The following is a 24,610-nucleotide window of genomic DNA, read 5'->3' as shown; positions in this document are numbered from 1 at the left end:
GCACTCGTCATCGCACGCCTGTACAAGGGCCAGAAGTAACCTCCGCTGATCCATGTCCTTTGAGATCCCCACAGACCTGACACCCGAGCTCGTTCCGCTGTCCTGGCTGCTGGGCACCTGGGAGGGCTCCGGCCGGCTGGGTGAGGGTAACGCCGACTCGGAGCATTTCTACCAGCGTGCCGTCTTCACACAGCATGGGCTGCCTTTCGTGCAGTACACGGCTGAGAGCTGGCTGACGGATGAGGAGGGGAACACCCTCCGCCCGTTGTCCGTGGAAACCGGCTTCTGGGCGCTTGACCGTAAACTGAACGACGCCGACGTCGGCCCCGGTCTGTCACCGGCGGACATCGTGCCCGCGCTGAAGAGCGCGGACGATGTTGAGCAGTTCCGCAACGACGCGGGCGGGTTCGACATCACTGCCACCATCGTTCACCCCGGCGGCATTGCGGAGCTGTACTACGGAAACATCAAGGGACCGCAGATCCAGCTCAGCACCGACCTCGTCATGCGCGGGCAGCATTCGAAGGATTACTCGGCCGCCACGCGTCTCTTCGGGTTGGTCAACGGGGACCTGTACTGGCGCTGGGACATTGCGGCGGACGGCAACTCGCTGGAACCGCACGCGTCCGCCATTCTCAAGAAGACTTCCTGAACCAGTCCGCCGGTACCGGCATCGCCGCTGATGCCGCGTCGGTCGGAATACCCTTCACCACCAGGGGCGTTGCACACGGTATGACCTTCTCAAGTCCGCTTCTTTCCCTGCCCGGCGCCGTGGCTGCCGGTGCGCCCGACGCAGGAGTGGCGGCACACTACGGTGACCCGCTGCGCGAACAGCGCTCCCTGGCACGCGGAGACGCCGTCGTCGACCTGTCCCACCGCGGCGTGGTCACGGTCTCCGGCCCGGACCGGCTGAGCTGGCTCAACACGCTTTCCTCTCAGCTTCTGCTGAACCTTGCGCCCGGTGAGTCCACCGAGACGCTTCTCCTCACAGTTCAGGGGCGGATTGAGTACAGCCCCAAGGTGATCGACGACGGCGCCACCACCTGGCTGCTGACGGAGAGCTGGGAAGCCGGTCCGCTCGCGCAATGGCTCGAGCGCATGAAGTTCATGCTTCGCGTGGAGGTTGCCGACGTCACCGGCGAATGGGCCACGATCGGTTCCGTGAAGCCCGTTGAGAGCCTGGGCAGTCACCTCACCTGGGTCGATGCCTGGCCGCACGTCCGCACGGGCGGCTACTCCTACAGCGTTGTGCCTGAAGGTTCCCACCCTGGTGCTGAACGGCCCTGGTACGAGTACCTTGTTCCCCGTGCAGACCTCCCCGCCACACTGCACGGTCTTCAGCTGGCCGGCATGATGGCGGCCGAGGCCCTCCGCATCGCGGCCTGGCGGCCGCGTCTCGGCATCGAGACCGACGAGCGCACCATCCCGCATGAGCTTGACCTCCTGCGTACTGCAGTCCATTTGTCGAAGGGCTGCTACAAGGGGCAGGAAGCCGTCGCACGGGTGCATAACCTCGGGCACCCGCCGCGGCGCCTCGTCTTCCTGCAGCTGGACGGCAGCCAGCACACCCTGCCGGCGCGGGGGAGCGCCGTCGTCGTCGGTGGACGGACTGTCGGCACGTTGACCTCCGTCGGCCAGCACTACGAGATGGGGGCGGTGGGACTGGCCGTCATCAAGCGCAGCGTCGATCCCGATGCAGCGTTGGAGGTAGTGGACGGTGAAGAGCGCTACGCGGCCGCCCAGGAACTGATCGTTGCCACGGACGCCGGGCAGGTCGTTGGCCGGCCAACCGGGCTGCTGAAGGGTGGAAGAGCATGACGGACCAGGACACGCCGGATCCCTCAGCCGACGCGGCGATCGCGCTGGCCCACCGGCTCATGGACGCGGCACGCGAAGGCGATGTCGCTACCCTCCGCCGTTACCTCGATGCAGGTGTCCCTGCCACGCTGACCAACACAGCCGGGGACAGCCTCCTGATGCTTGCTGCTTACAACGGGCACGCGGCGGTGGTGAGCGATCTTCTCGCCCGCGGTGCGGACGCAAACGCGGCCAATGACCGCGGCCAGACCCCGCTGGCCGGAGCGGTCTTCAAGGGCTACACCGATGTGGTGGCCACGCTGCTGGGTGCAGGTGCAGATCCCGATGCCGGGACGCCCTCCGCGCGGGCTGCCGCCGGCATGTTCGGCCGATCAGACATGCTGGAGCTCTTCACCTAGCGCTGCGCCCTGGCTCGCCCTCCAACACCACGGAGGTTTGGGTCCCCGCACGGACAAACCCAGACCGTACCGCTGTTCGCTGCGACCCCACGTTGTCCGTTCTGGCCCGCCACTGTGGAATGAGGCCGGCCGCCATTGCTTCCTCGACGGCGACTGCCACTGCGTAGGTGGCCCGTCCCCGCCGTCGTTGGTCAGGAGGTGTGAGAGCTCCGACGTGCGCGAGGATGCCCTCCCAGATGTCGTAACCGGCGCCGGCGAGGGGCAGCGGCGGGTGGGAGGACTCGTCCACCAGCACGCAGCTGTGTTCCATGCTGCTCAGTCCCACTTCGGCGACGTCGTCCGGGGGGCAGAGGCGCTCAAGCGCGAGGGCATCGTCGGGGTCGCTGCTCACCGGCGGCCCCTCGTCCGGGAACGACGGCAGGGTGTCGCAAAAGAGCAGCGATGCTTCGCCCAGGCCCCGGCCGCCGTGGGTCCGGCTCATGGACAGCAGCGTCGAGTGCCTGGCCAGTTCGACGCCGGACAGATCCTTCGCCGCATCCAATGCCCAGGCGGGTCCCACCAGCGCTTCCCTCCCGAAGAGCGAAACGAAGGTCAGGAGGGGCGCAGCATTGTCCTCGCGATAGATACGCGCGCCGCTCCCGGCGAGGGCCTCATCATCGAGCCCGAGCCGCCTCGACCAGGCAAGCTGGATGATGGCGATGGTGCCGGGTTCGAGATTCATCTCGAGAGTCATACAGCCACGTTACGACGTGCTTACCCGAAGAGCACGGCCGCCTCGTCGTAGCGGTGCTGCGGGACTCGCTTCAGATTGCCCAGCGCGGCTTCGAATCCCACGTGCGCAATTTCCGTGCCGTGAAGGGAGACCATCGTGCCCCAGAGCCCGTCGATGACCGAGTCCACGGCAGCCATGCCGAGCCGGGTAGCCAGCACCCGGTCGAAAGCGGAAGGGACACCTCCGCGCTGGATGTGACCGAGGATCGTCGAGCGGGTCTCGATGCCGGTGCGTGCTTCAATCTCAGGAGCCAGCTGGTCGGCGATGCCCCCGAGCCGGGGCCGGCCGAAGGTATCTAGGCCGCGTTCCGAGTGCGCCTGCTCCAGATGCGAGGGCACAAAGCCTTCCGCAACGACTACCAGAGGAGCGCGGCCACGGTCGCGGGCATCGGTGACCCACTCGCAGATCTGGTCCATGGAGGTCTGCTGTTCGGGGATGAGGATGGCGTGGGCGCCGGATGCCATACCCGCGTGGAGTGCGATCCATCCGACGTGACGGCCCATCACTTCAGCGATCATGCAGCGCGAGTGCGATTCACCGGTGGTGCGCAGGCGGTCGATCGCTTCGGTGGCGATCTGTACTGCCGTGTCGAACCCGAAGGTGTAGTCGGTCGCATCAAGATCGTTGTCCACGGTCTTGGGGACGCCCACGATCTTCAGTCCGGCGTCGGTCAGGCGCTTCGCGGCGGCAAGTGTGCCCTCACCGCCGATGGCAATCATCGCGTCGATGCCGAGACGGTCGAGGTTGGCCTTGATGGCGTCCGGACCGCCCTTGCCCTCGAACGGGTTGGTGCGGGACGTGCCGAGGATGGTGCCGCCCTGCTTTGAGATGCCGCGTACCGCGTGGCGGGGAAGATCGATGATGTCCCCGTCGACCACGCCGCGCCAGCCGTCCCTGAATCCCACGAACTCGAGGTGGTCGGTCTTGATCCCCTTGAGGACAGCTCCGCGGATCACTGCGTTGAGCCCGGGGCAGTCGCCACCGCTGGTGAGGATTCCGATCTTCATGTAAGGCGTTTTCCAATCAATCGTGGACGGGTGACTTGGTGAGGCGCCTCCTTGAGCCAGATATGATTCTAGACACACTTAACCGCCGCGGGAGTTTATGAAGCCTCCCGCGGCGGTGCGTGAATGCTGCGATCAACGGTTGGAGATGAGCCTCTCCAGGGCGATTGTTCCGTCCGTCTTGGGAAGGAGCAGCCAGAGCGCCACGTACACCGGCGGACCGATGACGGGAAGCAGGAAGCTGAGCAGGATACCGATCCTCACCAGCCCTACCGACCAACCGAACTGCAGGGCAATGCCGGAAGCGATGCCTCCGAGCCACCCACCGGGAGCGCGCTTGATGGGCGAGGAGCGGAGGGCGTTGAAGAAGGAGTTCATGTGTCCATGCTTTCGTATCGGGATGGCGATGTCACGGGAAGCGGGGCCGGCCGGCTCGCTCATCGGTTGCGCCGGTTCATCGACAGGACGCCGCCGATGATCAGCGCCAGGCCGGTTCCGACGAGGAGCACCATCACCACGAGCACGGGGTCAAATACCAGGCCGATGAGCTCACCGGCGAGGACGAGGGTGCCGATGATGATGGCCAGTGCTCCCCAGATGATGGTGCCGGCGCGGGGCCGTGTGTCGTCGTCGTGCTGGTGTGAATAGAGGGTGCTCATGGTTCCTGTCCGCTTTCGGTGTCGACAAGTGCGTCTTCTGTGGTGGCTATGGTGACGTGGCTGACCACGCCGCGAACGTCGAGGATGATGCGGGGGCCGTCCGCGTCCTCGTTCAGGCGGAGGGTGCCCGGCTGCCAGATGCCGCCGACGCTCGTGGTTTCCTCGGAGGACACGACCTCGGTTGAGCTCAGCGCGGTGCGTGAGCGAACCTCCACGGGGACATTGTCGGGAACGAGGATTCCGACGTTTCCTGCCGCCGCGCTCACAGGAATGACGACGTCCTCGGTGATGGTCCCGAGTTGGGTGAGATCCACCCTGCCCTGACCGGCGACGACGGTGTATCCCTCAGACTGCGGACTCGCGGCGGTCATGGACCATCTGCCATGGTCCGCGAGGACCCAATTGCCCGTCGCCGGGGCGGATGACGAGATGATGGTCGCCACTATTCCCACGGCGGCCAGGAATCCCAGCGCCCCGGACGTACGTCCGCGGATACCCAGCAGGACAATGCCGATACCAAGCACGACGACGGCGGTCGCGAGTGCGACAGGGATGACACTGCCTCCAAGGTCAAGAACCCCCACGTAATCCAGGACGAGGACGAGCGCTGCGAAGAGGAGCGCCCCGCCAAGGAAAATTGCGACGTCGGCGCCCGTTGGGCGCGGTGCGACAGGCTTTGAGGGAACCTGCGCTACAGGTCTTGTCGGGGTGGTGAAGGGCTGGGTGGGAGGAGTGGTCCACGAATAGGTATCAGTGGGTGCGGTAGCCGGCGGGTACTCGTCGGTTGACAAGGTCCCCGGACCTGAACCCTGCGGATAGAAGTCGGTGGGTGACGTGCTCGATGCGGATGCGCTCGTGGAGAAGGCGTTCGGCGCGCTGGTGCCGGTGACGCCGTTTTTCTTGCTCCTGTTTGAGTTGGAAATCCAGTAGACGATGAAGACCGCCACGCCGATCCAGAACAGGCTCCAGAGGAAACCCCCGAACCCGCCGGAGTTTCCGAAGAACGGTGCGTCCGGACGCCAGAGGCCGAGGAGCGACACGATCAGGGCACCGGTCATGCCGGAGGTCCAGCTGCCGCGGCCGGCGGACTCGAGATGGATACGGCCGTCCGGTTCAGGCAGCAGCGCCCACGCCAAGCCGTAAGCCAGCAGGCCGATGCCGCCGAAGACCGCGAGCACCACGAAGATGCCGCGCACGAGGATGACGTCCAGGCCGGTTCGGTCGGCAATACCTGTTGCCACGCCGCCGATCCAGCGATCCTGGCCGCGGACGATCCTCAGGCTCCTCACCCAGCCGAAGAAGCCGGTGCCGGCTCCAGTACGAGGAGGAACGGCGGGTCCGGCCGGATTGCCCTGGGCGCCAGGGCCACCGGGAGGAATGCCATGGGCGCCGCCGCCGGCTGCGGATTCGGCGGGGGATTGTGGGACGTCGTCCGCGTCCCTGGGTGAGGAAGGGTCTTGTTGCGAGTTCATATCTTCATCTTTGTCTTCGGCCGTTCGCCCAACCATCGGGGCTGACCCTGAACCTCCCCTGACCCCCGCCGGGATTCCCCTGAGAACGGGTAACACCGGGCCCTGAGCGTGCTTGGATTGATTCATGAGACCCCCGCTGCTTCGCTCCAGCGACGCCCTGATCGCTGGCGTCTGCGCAGGTCTGGCGGCACACCTCGGAATGTCACTGCGGGCCGCCCGAATCGGGATGGTGGTGCTCTCCCTGTTGGGAGGTGCCGGCGTCGTTCTCTATGGCTGGCTGTGGCTGTTGGTGCCCACCGCGGAAGAACGACGCCGGGGTGTTGCCACACCTGCCGGCCTGCGGCTGGGTGCGCCTGCCCTTGCCGCACCCGAGACGCGTCCGGCACGGTCACTGCGTACTCCGGGCGGGCACGAGGTACTGATCGGCGTGGGGCTACTGGTCGTTGCTGCCGCTCTGGTCGCCCAGCAACTGGGAGTCAACGTCCAGTGGGGATGGCTGCTTCCGGTCGGGGTGGTGGCGCTCGGGGCGGTCCTTGCGTGGTCCCAGCTCGACGAGGCACGACGCGCGCGGCTCATGGACCACGCGGGTGCTACCCGGGCTGAAGGGCTTGCCCGTCTCGCGGCCGGTCTGGTCCTGGTGATGGTCGGCGTACTCATCCTCGTGTCCGGCTCACTGTCCTGGGAATTCACGTGGCCGGCGCTGCTGGCAGCGGCGGCTGTGCTTGGCGGTGTCGCCCTGGTGCTGGCGCCCTGGGGACTGAAGTTCTGGAAGGACCTCGAAGCCGAACGGGCAGCGCGTGTCCGTGAGACCCAGCGCGCCGAGATTGCCGCTCATCTCCACGACTCCGTGTTGCAGACGCTGGCGCTGATCCAGAACCGTGCAGCTTCTGAGCAGGACGTCATCCGTCTTGCGCGCGCCCAGGAGCGGGAGCTGAGGCGATGGCTCTATGTTGATGCCGCTGAGCGCACCGGCAACCTGGCCGACCGGATCAAGGCGGTCGCAGCGGAGATAGAAGAGGCCTATGGGCATCCGGTCGACGTCGTATCCGTCGGGGACACGCCGATCACCCCGCGGCAGGATGCACTGGTGCAGGCAACGCGCGAGGCCGTTGTCAACGCGGCCAAGCACGCAGGCGGCGCGATCTCCGTCTATCTTGAAGCGGGGACCGCTGTATCACAGGTGTTCGTACGCGACCGCGGATCCGGTTTCAATCTCGACACCGTGCCGGAGGATCGGCTCGGAATTCGGGAATCGGTGTTCAACCGGATGCAGCGCCATGGCGGCACTGCCCGGATCCGCAGCTCGGACTCCGGAACGGAAGTTCACCTCACCATGCCCGAAGAGGAAGCAGGAACCAACCATGACTGAGCCGATCACCGTCGTCGTGGTGGATGACCACGCCATTTTCCGGTCCGGAGTGAAGGCAGACCTCGACGGGCGCGTGCAGGTGGTCGGCGAAGCAGCCACCGTGGAGGAAGCGATCGCGGTCATCCGGAAGCACCAGCCGCAGGTCGTCCTCCTCGACGTACACTTGCCCGGCGGACGGGGCGGCGGCGGTGCTGAGGTGATCGCCGGCTGCGCCGATGTGCGCCAGTCCACGCGGTTCCTGGCGCTCAGTGTCTCGGACTCGGCTGAAGACGTGGTCACGGTCATCCGTGCCGGTGCCCGCGGTTACGTCACCAAGACCATCTCGGGGGCAGATATTTCAGACGCCGTACTGCGGGTGGCTTCAGGGGACGCGGTGTTCTCGCCGCGGCTTGCGGGATTCGTTCTTGACGCGTTCGGCACAGCAGCCGTTGCGGCCGCGGACAGCGAACTCGACCGGCTGTCTGCGCGGGAGCTGGAGGTCATGCGGCTGATCGCACGGGGCTACAGCTACAAGGAAGTGGCCAAGGAACTGTTCATCTCGATCAAGACCGTGGAAACCCATGTCTCGGCGGTCCTGCGCAAACTGCAGCTCTCCTCACGGCACGAGCTCACGCGCTGGGCAGCCGAACGTCGTCTGCTCTGACCCGGTTGCCGTGGGTGCGTTACCCGACGGCCGCCTCGGGCCCTGCCCGCTCCGCGATGCCCAACCACTCCGGGGCATTGCGGCCGCCGCCGTGTAACGCGCGTCCAGTGGTCCGCCGTGTCAGCGGACTTTGCCCAGGAACTCCTGGAGCCGGCCGACGCCCTCCGCCAGGTCCTCGTCGCCGAGCGCGTAGGAGAGGCGAATGAAGCCGCTTGGACCGAAGGCCTCACCAGGCACCACGGCCACTTCAACCTTGTCGAGGATCAGGGTAGCCAGTTCCGCCGACGTGAGCGGACGCGCGCCGGCAAGTTCACGGCCGAGCAGTTCGCGAACATCCGCGTACGCATAAAAGGCACCGTGCGGTGTGGGGCACTGGACACCGTCAATCCCGTTCAGTCCGGAAACCATCGCACGACGACGGCGGTCGAAGGACTTCTTCATTTCCTCCACCGCGGTCAGCGGGCCGGAAACAGCCGCAAGGGCCGCCATCTGGGAGACATTCGCGACATTCGACGTCGCATGCGACTGAAGGTTGGTGGCCGCCTTGACGACGTCCTTCGGGCCAATCATCCAGCCCACGCGCCAGCCGGTCATCGCGTAGGTCTTGGCGACGCCGTTGAGGATGACCACGCGGTCACCGAGCGAGGGGGCGGCTGTCGCGATGGAGGTGAACGGGACGTCGTCGTACGTGAGGTGTTCGTAGATCTCGTCGGTGACCACCCACAGGTTGTTGCTGGCGGCCCACTCGCCGGTCTCCCGGACCTGCTCGGGGGAGTACACAGCGCCGGTCGGGTTGGACGGGGAGACGAACAGCAGGATCTTGGTCCGGGGCGTGCGGGCCGCCTCGAGCTGCTCGACGGTTGCCAGGTAGGACTGTTCCGGGCCTGCGAAGACCTCGACGGGCACGCCCCCGGCCAACCGGATAGCTTCCGGGTAGGTGGTCCAGTACGGGGTGGGAACGAGGACCTCGTCGCCCGGATCAAGCAGCGTGGCGAAGGATTGGTAGACCGCCTGCTTGCCGCCGTTGGTCACCAGAACCTGGGCGGGGTCAACCTGATAACCGGAATCTCGCAGCGTCTTCTCGGCGATGGCCTGCTTCAGCTCGGGCAACCCTCCGGCGGGGGAGTAGCGGTGGAAGCGGGGCTGCCGTGCGGCGTTGATTGCTGCCTCAACGATGTACTCGGGCGTGGGGAAGTCAGGTTCGCCGGCACCGAAACCGATGACGGGGCGCCCGGCAGCCTTGAGTGCCTTGGCCTTCGCATCAACGGCCAGCGTCGCGGATTCCGCAATAGCGCCAATTCGCTGGGACACGCGTCCGTTCGATTGCTGGGACAGGGCGTCGGCGGCAGTCATGGTCTTCCCGTCAGTCGTGGTTGATTGGGGTGAAAAAGCATCAGGCGCAGGCCTCATCCCAGCTTAGGGCTTATCGCCCCGGGCAAGACGGTCATGACGCGCTGGATGGCGTTCCCTGACCGTGTCTCGAAGGGTGCGTACGGCCCGGTTCGACGTTGCGTCTCTGATTGCGTAGACTAGTTCCTCGGTGTTGAAGTCGCCATGATGGTTCGTGCCTGCACTGCGGTAGCCGCAGGGTATCGAAGCGTGGCGAAAATTCACTCCAAAGGGTAGTGGCGCAATTGGTAGCGCAGCGGTCTCCAAAACCGCAGGTTGCAGGTTCGAGTCCTGTCTGCCCTGCGCATCACCGTCATGGACAGCATGCGGCAGTGCGGCGTTGAACGCTCTATGAGTGATGGGTCAGTGCGGCCAGCTCAGGTACCTACAAGATTGGTGAGGTTGAAGGTGACCGATACGGCTGCGAGCAGCTCCAAGGGAAGCCCCGCCGGCAAGCAGGATCCGAAGCGAGGATTCTTCGGCCGGATCATCCTTTTTGTACGGCAGATCATCGCCGAACTGCGCAAGGTGGTTGTACCCACCCGCAAGGAACTGATCCGATTCACCATCACCGTCTTGGTGTTCGTGGTCATCATGATGCTCATTGTGACCGGGTTGGACTTCCTGTTCGGCACCGGTGCGGTGTGGGTCTTCGGCGGCAACAGCTAGTTTCTGCCCCACAGCGGCAGTATCGAGCAAGCACAGCAATCCAGAAAGCAGGCAGCTAGGTGTCCGAGCAAGAACTCGAACGACAGATCACCCCCGACGAGGAAGATCTGGGTACCGAGGATCAGGTAACTGCAGCAGAGGCGGAAGACGCTTCTGCTGATGCCGCTGTGCCCGCGGACAGCGAGGACTTCTCCTTCGACGAGGATTCAGCTGACGAGCCGGCTGAAGATTCCGCTGAAGAGGGATCTGTCAGCGATACCGAAGAGGTCCAGGAGCCCGAGGTTGACCCGGTGGCCGAGTTCAAGGCCAAGCTGCGTCGCCAGGAGGGCGACTGGTACGTCATCCACTCCTACGCCGGCTACGAGAACCGCGTGAAGGCGAACCTCGAGACCCGCATCCAGACTCTGGACATGGAAGATTTCATCTTCGAGATCCAGGTGCCCATGGAAGAAGTTGTGGAAATCAAGAACACGACGCGGAAGATCGTCAACCGCGTCCGTATCCCCGGCTATGTCCTGGTGCGCATGGACCTCACTGATGAGTCCTGGGGCGCCGTTCGCCACACGCCTGGCGTCACCGGCTTCGTCGGAAACGCACATGATCCGGTGCCGTTGAGCCTCAATGAGGTGTTCTCCATGCTGGAGCACACCATCGTGAAGACCGGCACGGAGGCTGGAAAGCCGGCCCGTACCCAGACCACGCCAACCCTGGTGAACTTCGAGGTCGGCGAGTCGGTGACGGTCAACGAGGGACCGTTCGAGACCCTCCCGGCGACCATTTCGGAGATCAAGCCGGAATCGCAGCAGTTGGTGGTCCTCGTCTCGATCTTCGAGCGCGAGACACCGGTTACCCTCTCCTTCAACCAGGTAACCAAGATCCAGTAGATTTCGTCCTCGCCGGGTTGCTTTGAACCGGCACGGACGGCCGACCGCCACGCCATGGCGGTCACTATCCCCGGGACGCTCCTGTCCCGAGGAACGAAATGTAAGAAAAGGACCCTTTCATGGCCCCCAAGAAGAAGGTCACCGGCCTCATCAAGCTGCAGATCCAGGCAGGCGCCGCCAACCCGGCTCCTCCTATCGGTCCCGCGCTTGGTCAGCACGGTGTCAACATCATGGAGTTCTGCAAGGCATACAACGCCGCAACAGAATCCCAGCGCGGAAACGTTATCCCCGTTGAAATCACGGTGTACGAGGACCGCTCGTTCACCTTCGTCACCAAGACCCCTCCGGCTGCCGAACTGATCAAGAAGGCTGCAGGCGTTCAGAAGGGTTCCGCGACGCCGCACACCGTCAAGGTTGCCAAGCTGACCCAGGCACAGGTTGAGGAAATCGCCACCATGAAGATGGAAGATCTCAACGCAAATGATGTCCAGGCAGCAGCCAAGATCATTGCCGGCACTGCCCGGTCGATGGGAATCACGGTCGACTAACGAGGAGTTTACGTACGGTGGAGCCGAGGAACGAGGATCCGCCGGGAGTAAGCCCCGCAAGCTAGTCGACAATCGAACACCGTCGACTAAGTCGGCACTCAATAAATCATTTAGGACACCGAGCCTCACCGGCATCGGATGTCTGTGGCAGGGCCCAGCGCGGTCCGCAGACCACGACTGCATAAGGAGAAAGAGCAGATGGCAAAGCGCAGCAAAGCATATGAGGCAGCTGCCGCCAAGATCGACGCGAACAAGCAGTACGCGCCGGTAGAGGCAGTAGCCCTGGCGAAGGAAACCAACCCTTCGTCGTTCGACGCAACGGTTGAGGTGGCTTTCCGCCTCGGCGTCGACCCCCGCAAGGCAGACCAGATGGTGCGCGGCACCGTCAACCTGCCCCACGGCACCGGCAAGACCAAGCGCGTTCTGGTCTTCGCAACCGGCGAGAAGGCAGAAGCAGCAATCGCTGCCGGCGCTGACTTCGTTGGTTCCGATGACATGATCGAGAAGGTTGCCGGCGGCTGGGTCGATTTCGACGCAGCAGTTGCCACGCCCGATCTGATGGGCAAGGTTGGCCGCCTCGGTAAGGTTCTCGGTCCCCGTAACCTGATGCCGAACCCGAAGACCGGCACCGTTACTCCGGATGTCACCAAGGCTGTCAATGACATCAAGGGTGGAAAGATCGACTTCCGTGTCGACAAGCACTCCAACCTTCACTTCATCATCGGCAAGGTGTCCTTCGACGCCCGCAAGCTCGCTGAGAACTACGCGATCGCACTGGAGGAAGTGCTTCGTCTGAAGCCGTCCGCCTCCAAGGGCCGCTACATCCAGAAGGCAACGGTTACCACCACCTTCGGACCGAGCATCTCGGTCGACCCGAGCGTTACCAAGGTTCTGGCCGACGCGTAAGGTTCTCATTGATCAAAAGGCGGGTGCAGCGATTGCTGCACCCGCCTTCTGCATGCTCGGCGTCGGGCGATGACCGGGCCCCAGTGATTGACAGTTCCCAATCGCTAGCGGATGATACTTGCTATGACCGCTACCGTGAGCATCCAGCAGTATGCGCTTCCTGAGTCGCTGGACGTCCCCGAAGCCCGCCCGTTCATCGCCGCTTCTGATTTGAGCAACCTCATTGAGCGTGAGGTGTGGGGCAATGATGACCATTGCCATTCGGCCCAGACGCGCTTCGAGAGTTCCCGGCCGAACGACTACGAGGAACGCACGACGTTCCTCGCGTTCGAGGGCGAGGGGGTAGTTGGCAAAGCCGTGGTCGATATACCGCTCGCCGATAACCTTCAGACCACTTACGCGTCGGTGCTGGTTCATCCTGACCGCCGGCGCACCGGTCTCGGTTCCGCTCTGTATGCTGCGGTCGAGGAGCATGCGCGGCGTCGGGGGCGGAACACGGTCATGGGTTGGACGGACCATCGAGCCGGTTTTGATGCTGCCCATGATGTGCTCGTTCCAGCAACAGGTGCAGGTGCTTTTCCAGCGGCGTCACTCGCTGCCCGTTTCGCAACCGCCCACGGGTTCGCACTTGCCCAGGTGGACCGCTGCAGTGTTCTGCCGGTGGAGGCGGATAACGGAAGGCTCAACGCGTTGGCGCATGACGCTGCGACGACCGCCGGCTCGGACTACGAACTCGTTGACTGGCTGGATAGCTGCCCGGAGGAGCTGCTTGAGCAATATGCGCAGCTCCGCAGCACCATGAGCACCGATGTGCCGATGGGTGAACTCGAGTGGGAAGAAGAGAGCTGGGACGGTGCGCGTGTCCGGGAAGGCGAGCACCGGTTGGCACGGGAAGGCGGAAGCAGTCTTGTCCGCGCCGTGCTGCACAGGCCAAGCGGGCGGTTGGTGGGCCACACCATCCTCGAACGACGTGCCGAAAAACCCGACACCGTCTATCAGGAGGACACGCTGGTGCTCTCCCGGTATCGGGGCCACCGTCTGGGAATGTGGCTCAAGGCGGCCAACCTCCTCGCCGTCGTCGGCATCTGGCCCGAGGCGAAGCGCATCTACACCTGGAACGCGGAGGAGAACCACCACATGCTTGCCGTGAATATCGAGCTGGGGTTCGCCCCGGAAGGTTACACAGCAGCGTGGCAGAAGAAGCTGGGCTCCGTGTGAGGTGACCGGCAGGGGCGGCCGATTTGGCTGCCTCGGCCGGGTCCCGTAAGCTTGAAGAACCAAAGACCGTCGGTCGATGAACACTCACGCCCTGAATTCGTTCGGAAGTGCTGTGTGCATCTGAAAGTTCCCGTAAGGGCGGCCAGCGCAGGTGAACGAAGCAATTCCTTCCGCAGAGCATTCTGTTCTGACCAGGTTTCGCCCCGTGCAGCTGCGCGGGGCGTTTTTTATTGGAACCGCTCACCGGCACCAATTCCCCGGAAGGAGGGTTATGGCAACGCCAACAAAGGTTTCGGCCGTGGATGAGATCACCACCGATTTCAAGGAATCCACTGCTGCTGTCCTAACCGAATACCGTGGGCTCTCCGTTGCACAGCTCAAGGAACTGCGCCGCTCGCTGGGTGCAGAGACCAAATACGCTGTCGTCAAGAACACCCTGACTGGCATTGCAGCCAAGGAAGCCGGCATCGATGCGTTCGATGGCCAGCTTGCCGGCCCCACTGCAATCGCCTTCATCAAGGGTGACGCCGTTGCTGCGGCAAAGAGCCTGACGGATTTCGCGAAGACCAACCCACAGCTCGTCATCAAGACCGGTTACTTCGAGGGCAAGGCCCTCGACGCTTCGGCGGTAGCCGCGCTTGCTGCTCTTGAGTCGCGTGAGTTCCAGCTGGCCCGTGTTGCAGGTGTCCTCAAGGCACCCATGTCCGCACTGGCCCGCACCGTCGATGCCCTGCGCATCAAGTTGGAGGAGAACGGGGACGCTGCACCTGCGGCAGCCGCCGAAGCTCCCGCGGCAGAGGAAGCACCCGCTGCAGCGGATGCCGCTCCTGCCGAGGCTGCAGAAGAAGCAGCTGCCCCCGAAGAGAAGTAATTCTCTCACCCACCAAACTCCCGGTGCCGCGCGCACCATATCAGGAAGGATGCTTTTGCCATGGCGAAGCTCACCAACGAAGAGCTCATTGAAGCTTTCAAGGAACTGTCCATCATCGAGCTCTCGGACTTCGTAAAGCTGTTCGAGGAGACCTTCGACGTTACCGCTGCTGCTGTTGCAGTTGCAGGCCCCGCCGGTGGCGGCGCTGGCGAAGCTGCCGAGGAAGAGAAGGACTCCTTCGACGTCGTCCTCGAAGCTGCCGGTGACAAGAAGATTGCAGTCATCAAGGAAGTTCGCGCACTCACCTCCCTCGGCCTCAAGGAAGCCAAGGACCTGGTTGACAGCGCACCCAAGGCTGTCCTCGAAGGTGCAAACAAGGAGACGGCAGAAAAGGCCAAGGAGGCCCTCGAGGCCGCTGGCGCCACTGTCACCCTCAAGTAAGTTCCTCGAACTTCCAAAACAGCCCCGGAACCGTTTGGTTCCGGGGCTGTTTTGCTGTCAGTACAAAGGAATCAGTCGCGGTAGAGGAGCAAGGCCTCGCCCTGGCCGCCGCCGCCGCACAGGGAAACGGCGGCTTTGCCGGTGCCCCTGCGCTGCAGTTCCATCGCTGCATGAAGGGCAAGCCGGGCGCCCGATGACCCGATGGCGTGACCCAGCGCGATCGCGCCGCCATGGAGGTTGCATTTCTCAAGCGGCAGGTCCAGGTCCTTCAGTGACTGACAGGCGACTGAACCGAAAGCCTCATTGATCTCAATGAAATCGAGGTCCCCGGTAGTCCACCCCGCGCGTTCCAAAGCCTGCTCGATCGCGCGCGATGGCTGTGAGTGCAGTGAGTTATCAGGGCCGGCCACCTGCCCCGGGCGCCCCACGACCGCAAGGATCTCCCAACCCTTGGCCTCTGCGTTCTGCCTGTTAGTCAGCACAAGGGCGGCCGCGCCGTCGGATAGGGGAGAGGAGTTGCCCGCGGTGATCGTGCCGTCCTTCGCAAAGGCGGGCTTCAGGTTGGCAAGAGTCTGCACCGTAGTGTTGGGCCGGACCCCCTCATCGGTGGAGACCACCAGGGGATCACCCTTGCGCTGGGGTACGTGCACGGGGACGATCTCATCCTTGAACACGCCGGATTCGATTGCGGCCGCTGCGCGCTGGTGCGAATGGGCGGCGACTTCATCCTGCGACGTACGGTCGATGCCCAGCCTGACATTACCCCGTTCGGTTGATGCGCCCATCGATTCCTCGTCGAAGGCGTCGGTCAGCCCGTCATGGGCAACGGAGTCAACGGCCGGCATGGTCCCGTAAGTCCAGCCCTGCCGTACACCCGGCAGCAGATGGGGTCCGCGTGACATCGATTCCTGTCCGCCGGCGACGACGACGTCCGCCTCACCGCCGCGGATCAGCCGGGCGGCGTCGATCACTGCGGTGAGACCTGACAGGCAGACCTTGTTCACGGTGACGGTGGGAACATCCCAACCGATTCCTGCCTTGATGGAGGTCTGGCGCGCTGGATTCTGGCCGCACCCAGCCTGCACTACGTGGCCCATGATGACAGCGTCCACATCGCCGGCTGCAACTCCGGACCGTTCCAGGGCCCCGCTCACAGCGAAGGCTCCGAGCTCGACCGCGGTAAAAGCCGCCAACTGGCCATTGAGCCGCCCAGTGGGAGTACGCGCACCCCCGACGATGACGACGTCCTGGGGGGTTTGCTCAAGACTGTTCATGGGATGTTGTGCTCGCTTTCGTCATTGAATGTGAGGGGGAGGATTGCTCCCGGCGTCTCGTCCCCAAGTTTACCGGAGTGGGCTGCAATTTCAGCTAATGGCCATTCACTGAGCTGCTGTCCACGTACGACTCGGCTTCAGAACCCATATACCACATCCGGTTGGACATTGTCGCTACCCTCGCGTACAGTAGATATTTGCGTCTTCCCTCATAACCTCAGCCTTCATATAGCGGTGGGCTTTGCCACGCATTCGTCATTTAACGGATAGTCCCGTCGGTTCCCCCGTTGGGCTGTTCAGTGAGCGAATGCAGGCGTCAGGTTGGCACCTTTCACGGTGCGGGGAGTGATCGTAAGAACACGCCTGTTGGTCTGTGGAAGGATCCCTCTTGGTCGCCCCGAGCACCTCACTTAATGCAACCGCTACCAGCCAGGTCGACGCCGACGGCGCCGCACCCCGGCTTTCATTCGCAAAGATTCACGAACCGCTGGATGTTCCCAATCTTCTCGCCCTCCAGACAGACAGCTTTGACTGGCTTGTCGGCAACGAGCGCTGGAAGGCGCGCGTAGAAGAGGCGCTGGAGCAGAACATTCCCGGCGTGGCCACCACCTCCGGCCTGGCTGACATCTTCGAAGAGATTTCTCCGATTGAGGACTTCCAGGGAACCATGTCCCTGAGCTTCTCGGAGCCTGAATTCGCTGACCCCAAGTACACCATGGCCGAGTGCAAGGACCGCGACGCAACCTACGCGGCGCCCCTGTATGTCAAGGCCGAGTTCATGAACAACAACACGGGCGAGATCAAGCAGCAGACCGTGTTCATGGGCGACTTCCCGCTGATGACCGAAAAGGGAACGTTCGTCATCAACGGCACCGAGCGTGTCGTTGTCTCCCAGCTTGTCCGTTCGCCCGGTGCCTACTTCGAGCGCGCTGCCGACAAGACCAGCGACAAGGACATCTTCAGCGCGAAGATCATCCCGTCGCGTGGTGCCTGGTTCGAGCTCGAGATCGACAAGCGCGACCAGGTCGGCGTTCGCCTCGACCGCAAGCGCAAGCAGTCGGTCACTGTGCTCCTGAAGGCCCTCGGCTGGACCGAAGGCCAGATCCTCGAGACCTTCGGCGAGTACGACTCCATTCGTGCAACCCTCGAGAAGGATGCAACGGAGACCCAGGAAGACGCCTTGCTGGACATCTACCGAAAGCTCCGTCCGGGAGAGCCGCCCACGGTCGAAGCCGCCAAGACGCTGCTGGACAACCTGTACTTCAACCCGAAGCGCTATGACCTGGCTAAGGTTGGCCGGTACAAGATCAACCGCAAGCTCGGCATCGACAAGAACCTCGGTGACTCTGACGCCTCGGTCCTGAACATCGACGACATCGTCGCGATGATCAAGTTCCTGGTTGCCCTGCACGCCGGCGAGACCACACTGACCGGCAAGCGCGACGGCGAAGACGTAGAGCTGCGCGTCGAGGTCGATGACATCGACCACTTCGGCAACCGCCGCATCCGCGCCGTCGGCGAGCTCATCGAGAACCAGGTCCGCACCGGCCTGTCACGTATGGAGCGTGTTGTCCGCGAACGGATGACCACTCAGGACGTCGAAGCGATCACGCCGCAGACCCTGATCAATATCCGTCCGGTTGTTGCTGCGATCAAGGAGTTCTTCGGAACCTCCCAGCTCTCGCAGTTCATGGACCAGAACAACCCGCTCGCCGGCCTGACGCACAAGCGTCGTCTGTCCGCGCTGGGCCCGGGTGGTCTGTCCCGTGACCGTGCAGGCATGGAAGTTCGTGACGTCCACCCGTCGCACTACGGACGTATGTGCCCGATCGAGACCCCTGAAGGCCCGAACATCGGCCTCATCGGTTCGCTCGCGTCCTACGGCCGCATCAACACCTTTGGGTTCATCGAGACGCCGTACCGCAAGGTCGAGAACGGCATCGTCACCGACCAGATCGACTACCTCACGGCAGACGACGAGGTTGAGCGACTGATTGCCCAGGCAAACGCGCCGCTCGATGCGAACAACAAGTTCGAAGAGGACATGGTCCTCGTGCGTACCCGTGGTGGTTCTGGCGAGCCTGTTCTGGTCGAGGCTGCAGACGTTGAGTACATGGACGTCTCCCCGCGCCAGATGGTGTCCGTCGCAACCGCGATGATCCCGTTCCTGGAGCACGACGACGCCAACCGCGCCCTGATGGGTGCGAACATGCAGCGTCAGGCCGTGCCCCTGCTCCGTTCCGAGCGTCCCCTCGTCGGAACCGGCATGGAGCGGAACGCAGCCGTTGATGCCGGTGACGCAGTCACCGCCAACAAGGCAGGTGTAGTCTCCGAGGTTTCGGCTGACCTGGTAACGGTGCTGAACGACGACGGCACCGAGACCAACTACCCGATCATGAAGTTCGCACGCTCCAACCAGGGCAACGCCTACAACCAGCGCGTGCTGGTTGCCGAGGGCGACCGTGTTGAGTACAACAGCATCATTGCTGACGGCCCGTCCACCGATCAGGGTGAACTGGCGCTCGGCAAGAACATGCTCGTTGCGTTCATGTCCTGGGAAGGCCACAACTTCGAGGACGCGATCATCCTGTCGCAGCGCATCGTTTCCGACGATGTGCTGACCTCGATCCACATCGAAGAGCACGAAGTTGACGCCCGCGACACCAAGCTCGGTGCCGAGGAAATCACGCGTGACATCCCGAACGTCTCCGAAGAGGTCCTTGGTGCCCTGGACGAGCGCGGCATCATCCACATCGGTGCAGAGGTCGAGGCCGGCGACATCCTCGTTGGCCGTGTTACCCCCAAGGGTGAAACGGAACTCACCCCGGAGGAGCGCCTGCTGCGCGCCATCTTCGGTGAGAAGAGCCGCGAGGTCCGCGACACCTCCCTGAAGGTTCCCCACGGCGAGTCGGGCACCGTCATCGGCGTGCGCATCTTCGACCGCGACAACGACGACGAGCTGCCCCCGGGCGTCAACCAGCTGGTCCGCGTCTACGTTGCCCAGAAGCGCAAGATCACGGACGGCGACAAGCTTGCCGGCCGCCACGGCAACAAGGGTGTTATCTCCAAGATCCTCCCGATCGAGGACATGCCGTTCCTCGAGGACGGCACCCCCGTCGATATCGTCCTGAACCCGCTGGGTGTTCCGGGCCGTATGAACGTCGGACAGGTTCTGGAGATCCACCTCGGCTGGGCTGCGAAGCAGGGCTGGAAGATTGAGGGCGAGCCTGAGTGGCTGAAGAACCTCCCGAACCTTCCGCGTGAGGTTTCCTCGACCACCGTCGCAACCCCCGTGTTCGACGGCGCCACCGAGGACGAGATCGTCGGACTGCTCGGTTCCACGAACGTGACCCGCGACGGACAGCGCCTCATCGGCGAGTCCGGCAAGGCCCGCCTGTTCGACGGCCGCTCCGGCGAGCCGTTCCCGGATCCGATCTCCGTTGGCTACATGTACATCCTGAAGCTCCACCACCTGGTGGACGACAAGATTCACGCCCGTTCCACCGGCCCGTACTCCATGATCACCCAGCAGCCGCTGGGCGGTAAGGCACAGTTCGGCGGACAGCGCTTCGGTGAAATGGAAGTGTGGGCCCTCGAGGCCTACGGTGCGGCCTACACGCTGCAGGAACTCCTGACCATCAAGTCGGACGACATCCACGGACGCGTCAAGGTGTACGAGGCCATCGTCAAGGGCGAGAACATCCCCGAACCGGGTGTTCCGGAATCCTTCAAGGTTCTGATCAAGGAAATGCAGTCGCTGTGCCTGAACGTGGAAGTCCTCTCCACCGACGGCACCACGATTGAGATGCGTGACTCGGATGAAGAAGTCTTCCGGGCCGCGGAAGAGCTGGGCATCGACCTCTCACGGGCCGAGCCGAGTTCTGTCGAAGAGGTCTAGCCGTTCAGGCGCCGAATCGGTGTTCGAACGCGGCCAACGAAATTCCGGCGGCCGCAAGCGGCCTTGGAATATTAAAGGCCGCTTCCTCGAACACCGGTCCGGCGCAGGGCAAGACCCTCGCCGCACCCCATAAGACTTTTTGAATTTAGAGAATAAAGAGAGACAGGGACCATATGTCCAGCGAATCCTCATTCGGCCTCATGCGAATCGGCCTGGCCACCGCGGAAGAGATCCGCGGATGGTCGTACGGCGAAGTCAAGAAGCCGGAAACCATCAACTACCGCACGCTCAAGCCCGAGAAGGACGGACTCTTCTGCGAGAAGATCTTCGGTCCTTCCCGCGACTGGGAATGCTACTGCGGCAAGTACAAGCGCGTGCGCTTCAAGGGCATCATCTGTGAGCGTTGTGGCGTTGAGGTCACCCGCGCAAAGGTACGCCGTGAGCGCATGGGCCACATCGAGCTCGCCGCTCCCGTAACGCACATCTGGTACTTCAAGGGTGTTCCGTCACGCCTCGGCTACCTCCTTGACCTGGCACCGAAGGACCTCGAGAAGGTCATCTACTTCGCCGCCTACATGATCACCTCGGTTGACGAGGAGAACCGCCACGCCGAACTGCCGAACCTCCAGGCCGAGCACGACCTCGAGAAGAAGCAGCTCGTCGACCAGCGTGACTCCGACATCGCCGCGATTGCCCGCGACCTTGAGAACGAGCTTGCCCGTCTCGAGGGCGAAGGCGCCAAGGCTGCAGACAAGAAGAAGGCACGCGACTCCGCCGACCGCCAGATGGCGAACGTGCGCAAGCGCGCCGACGCCGAGATCGAGCGCCTCGAGCAGGTCTGGGACCGCTTCAAGAACCTGAAGGTCGCCGACCTCGAAGGCGATGAGGGCCTGTACCGCGAACTGCGCGACCGCTACGGTCTGTACTTCGAAGGCTCCATGGGTGCCGAAGCCATCAAGAAGCGTCTTGAGAACTTCGACATGCAGGCTGAGGCAGAGCTGCTGCGCGACATCATCCAGAACGGCAAGGGCCAGCGCAAGACCCGCGCCCTGAAGCGCCTGAAGGTCGTCAACGCGTTCCTCACCACCACCAACAGCCCGCTGGGCATGGTGCTCGACGCCGTACCGGTGATCCCGCCGGAACTGCGCCCGATGGTGCAGCTGGACGGTGGCCGCTTCGCGACCTCCGACCTGAACGACCTGTACCGCCGCGTGATCAACCGCAACAACCGCCTGAAGCGCCTGCTCGACCTCGGGGCTCCCGAGATCATCGTGAACAACGAGAAGCGCATGCTCCAGGAAGCTGTTGACTCCCTGTTCGACAACGGCCGCCGCGGCCGTCCGGTCACCGGACCGGGCAACCGCCCGCTGAAGTCGCTCTCTGACATGCTCAAGGGCAAGCAGGGTCGTTTCCGCCAGAACCTCCTCGGAAAGCGCGTTGACTACTCGGGCCGTTCGGTCATCGTCGTCGGCCCGCAGCTGAAGCTGCACCAGTGTGGTCTGCCCAAGCAGATGGCCCTGGAGCTCTTCAAGCCGTTCGTGATGAAGCGCCTGGTTGACCTCAACCACGCACAGAACATCAAGAGCGCCAAGCGTATGGTCGAGCGCTACCGCCCGCAGGTCTGGGACGTTCTCGAAGAGATCATCACCGAGCACCCCGTGCTGCTGAACCGTGCACCAACCCTGCACCGCCTGGGTATCCAGGCATTCGAGCCGCAGCTGGTTGAAGGCAAGGCGCTTCAGCTCCACCCGCTGGTCTGTGGTGCGTTCAACGCTGACTTCGACGGCGACCAGATGGCAGTGCACCTGCCGCTGAGCCCCGAAGCCCAGGCTGAGGCGCGCATCCTGATGCTGTCCTCGAACAACATCCTGAAGCCGTCGGACGGCCGCCCGGTGACCCTGCCCTCACAGGACATGATCATCGGTCTGCACCACCTCACCACCAAGCGTGAGGGTTCGGCAGGGGAGGGGCGCGTTTTCTCGAGCCCGGCTGAAGCGATCATGGCGTTCGACGCTGGTGAGCTGCACCTGAACTCAGTTGTGAAGATCCGCGTTCCGAACTTCGTTCCGGGTCCGGACACCAAGGCTCCTGAGGGCTGGGAAGAAGGCACGCCGGCTCTGATCGAAACCTCGCTCGGGCAGGTCATCTTCAATGACACCCTGCCTGCGGACTACCCCTGGGTAGAGCAGGTTGCGGACAAGGGCCAGCTCTCCACGATCGTCAACGACCTCGCGGAGCGCTACCCGAAGGTTGTCACCGCGGCGACGCTGGACAACCTGAAGGACGCCGGCTTCTACTGGGCAACCCGCTCAGGCGTCACCGTTGCCATCTCCGACATCTCCGCGCCGATCAACAAGGCCGGGATCATGGAGGGCTACGAGACTCAGGCTGCCAAGGTCCAGGCTCAGTTCGACAAGGGCCTCATCGCTGATGAGGAGCGCCGTCAGGAACTGATCGACATCTGGAACAAGGCAACCAACGAGGTCGCCGAGTCCATGCGCGGTGCCATGCCGAAGGACAACACCATCAACCGCATGGTTTCCTCCGGTGCCCGTGGTAACTGGCTCCAGGTTCGTCAGATCGCGGGTATCCGTGGTCTGGTGGCCAACCCGAAGGGCGAGATCATCCCCCGTCCGATCAAGTCCTCGTACCGCGAGGGCCTGTCGGTTTTGGAGTACTTCATCGCGACCCACGGTGCCCGTAAGGGTCTTGCCGATACCGCTCTGCGTACCGCGAACTCGGGTTACCTGACCCGTCGTCTCGTTGACGTGTCGCAGGACGTCATCGTCCGCGAGGACGACTGCGGTACCGAGCGCGGTCTGAACGTGACCATCGCTGTTCCGAACCACGACGGCGAGCTCGTCCTGCATGAGGAAGTCGAGAACTCGGCCTACGCACGCACGCTGGCCACCGACGTCGTTGATTCCAACGGTGAGGTGCTGGCTCCAGCAGGTTCCGACGTCGGCGACGTGCTGATCAACAAGCTGTTCGCAGCAGGAGTGACGGACATCAAGGTCCGCTCGGTCCTGACCTGTGAGTCCAGCGTCGGTACCTGTGCACTGTGCTACGGCCGCTCGCTGGCCACAGGCAAGACCGTCGACATCGGCGAGGCAGTCGGCATCATCGCTGCCCAGTCCATCGGTGAGCCCGGTACCCAGCTGACCATGCGTACGTTCCACACCGGTGGTGTTGCTTCTGCTGAAGACATCACCCAGGGTCTGCCCCGTATCCAGGAGCTCTTCGAAGCACGTACGCCCAAGGGTGTCGCGCCAATCTCGGAGGTTGCCGGACGGGTCACCATCGAGGATGCAGAGAAGCAGCTGCGCCTCGTGGTTACTCCGGACGACGGATCCGAGGAGATCGCGTACCCGGTCCTGCGGCGTGCACGACTGCTGGTTGCCGACGGCGACCACGTCGAGGTCGGCCAGCAGCTGGTCTTCGGTGCGGTGGATCCCAAGCAGATCCTCCGTATCCTCGGCCCGCGCAAGGCCCAGGAGTTCCTCGTGGACGAAGTGCAGCGCGTATACCGCAGCCAGGGCGTAGGCATCCACGACAAGCACGTGGAAGTCATCGTCCGCCAGATGCTGCGCCGCGTCACGGTCATCGAGTCCGGCGATTCCGACCTGCTCCCGGGTGAGCTGGCCGAGCGTCGCCGCTTCGAGGACGAGAACCGCCGCGTGGTATCCGAGGGCAAGAAGCCGGCATCAGGCCGTCCCGAGCTCATGGGTATCACCAAGGCATCGCTCGCCACCGAGTCCTGGCTGTCGGCCGCTTCCTTCCAGGAGACCACGCGTGTCCTCACGCAGGCCGCCATGGAAGGCAAGAGCGATCCGCTGCTCGGCCTCAAGGAGAACGTCATCATCGGTAAGCTCATCCCGGCCGGTACCGGCCTGGACCGCTACACGAAGATCACGGTCGAGCCCACCGAGGAAGCCAAGGCCAACCTGTTCACCGGTCCGAGCGCGTTCAGCGACTTCGACTACGCAGGTGTCGACGGCGGACTCAGCCCCGAGTTCCACGCCATCCCGCTGGATGACTACGACATGGGGTCGGGCGACTTCCGCTGAGTAGCCCGATAGGCAGTTCACGCTGCTGACTTTGGAGGGGCCCGGACCGCAGTTTGCGAACTGCAGTCCGGGCCCCTCCGGCGTCCCTCTACCATGCCGGCAAAGCCGAAGGCCGCAATCTGGTAGACTTGTCTGGAATTGTTTGTGTGGCAGTGGATTGGCGTCTCTTCGGACGTATCTCCGTGTTGTAGGGAACTTGTACAACGAATGCCACATTTTTGCACGCCTACGGTCGTTTTGCTTACGTCCTCAGTAGGCACGCCAAGCGACTGACAAGCTCTGATCCGTTGTTCACGGCCATGTGCCGGGA

General features: G+C 63.5%; 21 protein-coding genes and 1 tRNA gene. 15 read left to right on the top strand and 7 right to left on the bottom strand.

The genetic code is table 11. The features are described from left to right. Window positions 1-52: 52 nt before the first annotated feature. The 3 genes from M1D74_RS12155 to M1D74_RS12145 all read left to right on the top strand — a co-directional run bounded on the left by M1D74_RS12155 (window position 53) and on the right by M1D74_RS12145 (window position 2,216). Window positions 53-652, top strand: coding sequence for a nitrobindin family protein (locus M1D74_RS12155; RefSeq protein WP_309072326.1), 600 nt, complete (start codon window positions 53-55; stop codon window positions 650-652). An 80-nt stretch (window positions 653-732) separates the two neighbouring features. Further along, on the top strand, window positions 733-1,818 hold the full coding sequence (ygfZ, locus tag M1D74_RS12150; protein WP_458115461.1) for a CAF17-like 4Fe-4S cluster assembly/insertion protein YgfZ: 1,086 nt from the start codon (window positions 733-735) through the stop codon (window positions 1,816-1,818). After that, entirely contained in the window at window positions 1,815-2,216 is a 402-nt protein-coding gene (locus M1D74_RS12145; RefSeq protein ID WP_458115460.1) for an ankyrin repeat domain-containing protein, read from the top strand. Before ygfZ ends, M1D74_RS12145 begins: the two co-directional genes overlap by 4 nt. Here M1D74_RS12145 and M1D74_RS12140 read toward each other — a convergent pair. From M1D74_RS12140 to M1D74_RS12120, 5 genes are all read right to left on the bottom strand, one after another. Continuing rightward, the gene (locus M1D74_RS12140; protein ID WP_458115459.1) at window positions 2,209-2,949 is read right to left on the bottom strand and encodes a GNAT family N-acetyltransferase; all 741 of its coding nucleotides are present in this window, start codon (window positions 2,947-2,949) and stop codon (window positions 2,209-2,211) included. The two genes, M1D74_RS12145 and M1D74_RS12140, sit on opposite strands and share 8 nt — an antisense overlap. 20 nt (window positions 2,950-2,969) lie before the next feature. Beyond that, a complete protein-coding gene (locus M1D74_RS12135) occupies window positions 2,970-3,995 on the bottom strand; it encodes a 6-phosphofructokinase (protein WP_309071917.1) in 1,026 nt (341 codons plus the stop codon). A 132-nt stretch (window positions 3,996-4,127) separates the two neighbouring features. Continuing rightward, the gene (locus M1D74_RS12130) at window positions 4,128-4,370 is read right to left on the bottom strand and encodes a PspC domain-containing protein (RefSeq protein ID WP_309071918.1); all 243 of its coding nucleotides are present in this window, start codon (window positions 4,368-4,370) and stop codon (window positions 4,128-4,130) included. A 59-nt stretch (window positions 4,371-4,429) separates the two neighbouring features. Then, the gene (locus M1D74_RS12125) at window positions 4,430-4,651 is read right to left on the bottom strand and encodes a hypothetical protein (protein WP_309071919.1); all 222 of its coding nucleotides are present in this window, start codon (window positions 4,649-4,651) and stop codon (window positions 4,430-4,432) included. Next, window positions 4,648-6,123: a PspC domain-containing protein gene (locus tag M1D74_RS12120; RefSeq protein ID WP_458115458.1), complete on the bottom strand. Its 1,476-nt coding sequence runs from the start codon at window positions 6,121-6,123 to the stop codon at window positions 4,648-4,650. The genes M1D74_RS12125 and M1D74_RS12120 overlap by 4 nt, the downstream gene beginning before the upstream one ends. 124 nt (window positions 6,124-6,247) lie before the next feature. Between M1D74_RS12120 and M1D74_RS12115 the strand changes: the two genes are divergently transcribed. Together M1D74_RS12115 and M1D74_RS12110 are read left to right on the top strand one after the other, a co-directional pair. Then, a complete protein-coding gene (locus M1D74_RS12115) occupies window positions 6,248-7,492 on the top strand; it encodes an ATP-binding protein (RefSeq protein ID WP_458115457.1) in 1,245 nt (414 codons plus the stop codon). Beyond that, window positions 7,485-8,135 carry a response regulator transcription factor gene (locus M1D74_RS12110; protein ID WP_309071922.1) on the top strand — a complete coding sequence of 217 codons (651 nt, stop codon included), beginning with the start codon at window positions 7,485-7,487 and terminating at the stop codon, window positions 8,133-8,135. The genes M1D74_RS12115 and M1D74_RS12110 overlap by 8 nt, the downstream gene beginning before the upstream one ends. A gap of 120 nt (window positions 8,136-8,255) precedes the next feature. Here M1D74_RS12110 and M1D74_RS12105 read toward each other — a convergent pair whose 3' ends face one another. Continuing rightward, window positions 8,256-9,488 (bottom strand): pyridoxal phosphate-dependent aminotransferase, encoded by a 1,233-nt coding sequence (locus tag M1D74_RS12105; RefSeq protein WP_458115456.1) that lies wholly within the window; start codon window positions 9,486-9,488, stop codon window positions 8,256-8,258. 266 nt (window positions 9,489-9,754) lie between these two features. On the opposite strand from M1D74_RS12105, the gene M1D74_RS12100 reads away from it, so the two are divergent. The 8 genes from M1D74_RS12100 (at window position 9,755) to rplL (ending at window position 15,061) form a co-directional block, all read left to right on the top strand. After that, window positions 9,755-9,827, top strand: a tRNA-Trp gene (locus M1D74_RS12100). 48 nt (window positions 9,828-9,875) lie between these two features. Then, window positions 9,876-10,193 carry a preprotein translocase subunit SecE gene (gene secE / locus M1D74_RS12095; protein WP_375164425.1) on the top strand — a complete coding sequence of 106 codons (318 nt, stop codon included), beginning with the start codon at window positions 9,876-9,878 and terminating at the stop codon, window positions 10,191-10,193. Window positions 10,194-10,252: 59 nt separating this feature from the next. After that, entirely contained in the window at window positions 10,253-11,077 is an 825-nt protein-coding gene (nusG, locus tag M1D74_RS12090) for a transcription termination/antitermination protein NusG (protein WP_309071925.1), read from the top strand. A gap of 119 nt (window positions 11,078-11,196) precedes the next feature. Continuing rightward, a complete protein-coding gene (gene rplK / locus M1D74_RS12085; RefSeq protein WP_309071926.1) occupies window positions 11,197-11,625 on the top strand; it encodes a 50S ribosomal protein L11 in 429 nt (142 codons plus the stop codon). Window positions 11,626-11,823: 198 nt separating this feature from the next. Next, window positions 11,824-12,531, top strand: a complete 708-nt coding sequence (rplA, locus tag M1D74_RS12080) for a 50S ribosomal protein L1 (protein ID WP_309071927.1) — start codon at window positions 11,824-11,826, stop codon at window positions 12,529-12,531. 123 nt (window positions 12,532-12,654) lie between these two features. Further along, window positions 12,655-13,749 (top strand): GNAT family N-acetyltransferase, encoded by a 1,095-nt coding sequence (locus M1D74_RS12075; RefSeq protein WP_458115455.1) that lies wholly within the window; start codon window positions 12,655-12,657, stop codon window positions 13,747-13,749. Between the two features lie 271 nt (window positions 13,750-14,020). Then, complete coding sequence (gene rplJ, locus M1D74_RS12070; protein WP_309071929.1) at window positions 14,021-14,620, top strand: 50S ribosomal protein L10; 600 nt, start codon at window positions 14,021-14,023, stop codon at window positions 14,618-14,620. 60 nt (window positions 14,621-14,680) lie between these two features. Next, entirely contained in the window at window positions 14,681-15,061 is a 381-nt protein-coding gene (gene rplL, locus M1D74_RS12065; protein WP_309071930.1) for a 50S ribosomal protein L7/L12, read from the top strand. Window positions 15,062-15,132: 71 nt separating this feature from the next. Here the strand turns inward: rplL and M1D74_RS12060 are convergent, their stop codons facing one another. Further along, window positions 15,133-16,335: an acetyl-CoA C-acetyltransferase gene (locus M1D74_RS12060; protein ID WP_458115454.1), complete on the bottom strand. Its 1,203-nt coding sequence runs from the start codon at window positions 16,333-16,335 to the stop codon at window positions 15,133-15,135. 388 nt (window positions 16,336-16,723) lie between these two features. Here M1D74_RS12060 and rpoB point away from each other — a divergent pair, with 388 nt between their 5' ends. Both rpoB and M1D74_RS12050 read left to right on the top strand, forming a co-directional pair. Further along, window positions 16,724-20,233: a DNA-directed RNA polymerase subunit beta gene (rpoB, locus tag M1D74_RS12055; protein ID WP_458115453.1), complete on the top strand. Its 3,510-nt coding sequence runs from the start codon at window positions 16,724-16,726 to the stop codon at window positions 20,231-20,233. A 173-nt stretch (window positions 20,234-20,406) separates the two neighbouring features. Next, a complete protein-coding gene (locus M1D74_RS12050) occupies window positions 20,407-24,300 on the top strand; it encodes a DNA-directed RNA polymerase subunit beta' (protein ID WP_458115452.1) in 3,894 nt (1,297 codons plus the stop codon). The last annotated feature ends 310 nt before the right edge of the window (window positions 24,301-24,610 follow it).

The organism is Arthrobacter sp. D2-10 (assembly GCF_054161285.1).
The sequence above is the reverse complement of the archived record's forward strand: the minus strand, read 5'-3'. Positions and strand labels throughout refer to the sequence as shown.

Excerpts from the sequence above, each read along its gene's own strand:
- M1D74_RS12155 (WP_309072326.1), top strand. The coding sequence starts at position 53 with ATGTCCTTTGAGATCCCCACAGACCTGACACCCGAGCTCGTTCCGCTG.
- ygfZ (WP_458115461.1), top strand. The coding sequence starts at position 733 with ATGACCTTCTCAAGTCCGCTTCTTTCCCTGCCCGGCGCCGTGGCTGCC.
- M1D74_RS12145 (WP_458115460.1), top strand. The coding sequence starts at position 1,815 with ATGACGGACCAGGACACGCCGGATCCCTCAGCCGACGCGGCGATCGCG.
- M1D74_RS12140 (WP_458115459.1), bottom strand. The coding sequence starts at position 2,949 with ATGACTCTCGAGATGAATCTCGAACCCGGCACCATCGCCATCATCCAG.
- M1D74_RS12135 (WP_309071917.1), bottom strand. The coding sequence starts at position 3,995 with ATGAAGATCGGAATCCTCACCAGCGGTGGCGACTGCCCCGGGCTCAAC.
- M1D74_RS12130 (WP_309071918.1), bottom strand. The coding sequence starts at position 4,370 with ATGAACTCCTTCTTCAACGCCCTCCGCTCCTCGCCCATCAAGCGCGCT.
- M1D74_RS12125 (WP_309071919.1), bottom strand. The coding sequence starts at position 4,651 with ATGAGCACCCTCTATTCACACCAGCACGACGACGACACACGGCCCCGC.
- M1D74_RS12120 (WP_458115458.1), bottom strand. The coding sequence starts at position 6,123 with ATGAACTCGCAACAAGACCCTTCCTCACCCAGGGACGCGGACGACGTC.
- M1D74_RS12115 (WP_458115457.1), top strand. The coding sequence starts at position 6,248 with ATGAGACCCCCGCTGCTTCGCTCCAGCGACGCCCTGATCGCTGGCGTC.
- M1D74_RS12110 (WP_309071922.1), top strand. The coding sequence starts at position 7,485 with ATGACTGAGCCGATCACCGTCGTCGTGGTGGATGACCACGCCATTTTC.
- M1D74_RS12105 (WP_458115456.1), bottom strand. The coding sequence starts at position 9,488 with ATGACTGCCGCCGACGCCCTGTCCCAGCAATCGAACGGACGCGTGTCC.
- secE (WP_375164425.1), top strand. The coding sequence starts at position 9,876 with ATGAGTGATGGGTCAGTGCGGCCAGCTCAGGTACCTACAAGATTGGTG.
- rplK (WP_309071926.1), top strand. The coding sequence starts at position 11,197 with ATGGCCCCCAAGAAGAAGGTCACCGGCCTCATCAAGCTGCAGATCCAG.
- rplA (WP_309071927.1), top strand. The coding sequence starts at position 11,824 with ATGGCAAAGCGCAGCAAAGCATATGAGGCAGCTGCCGCCAAGATCGAC.
- M1D74_RS12075 (WP_458115455.1), top strand. The coding sequence starts at position 12,655 with ATGACCGCTACCGTGAGCATCCAGCAGTATGCGCTTCCTGAGTCGCTG.
- rplJ (WP_309071929.1), top strand. The coding sequence starts at position 14,021 with ATGGCAACGCCAACAAAGGTTTCGGCCGTGGATGAGATCACCACCGAT.
- rplL (WP_309071930.1), top strand. The coding sequence starts at position 14,681 with ATGGCGAAGCTCACCAACGAAGAGCTCATTGAAGCTTTCAAGGAACTG.
- M1D74_RS12060 (WP_458115454.1), bottom strand. The coding sequence starts at position 16,335 with ATGAACAGTCTTGAGCAAACCCCCCAGGACGTCGTCATCGTCGGGGGT.
- M1D74_RS12050 (WP_458115452.1), top strand. The coding sequence starts at position 20,407 with ATGTCCAGCGAATCCTCATTCGGCCTCATGCGAATCGGCCTGGCCACC.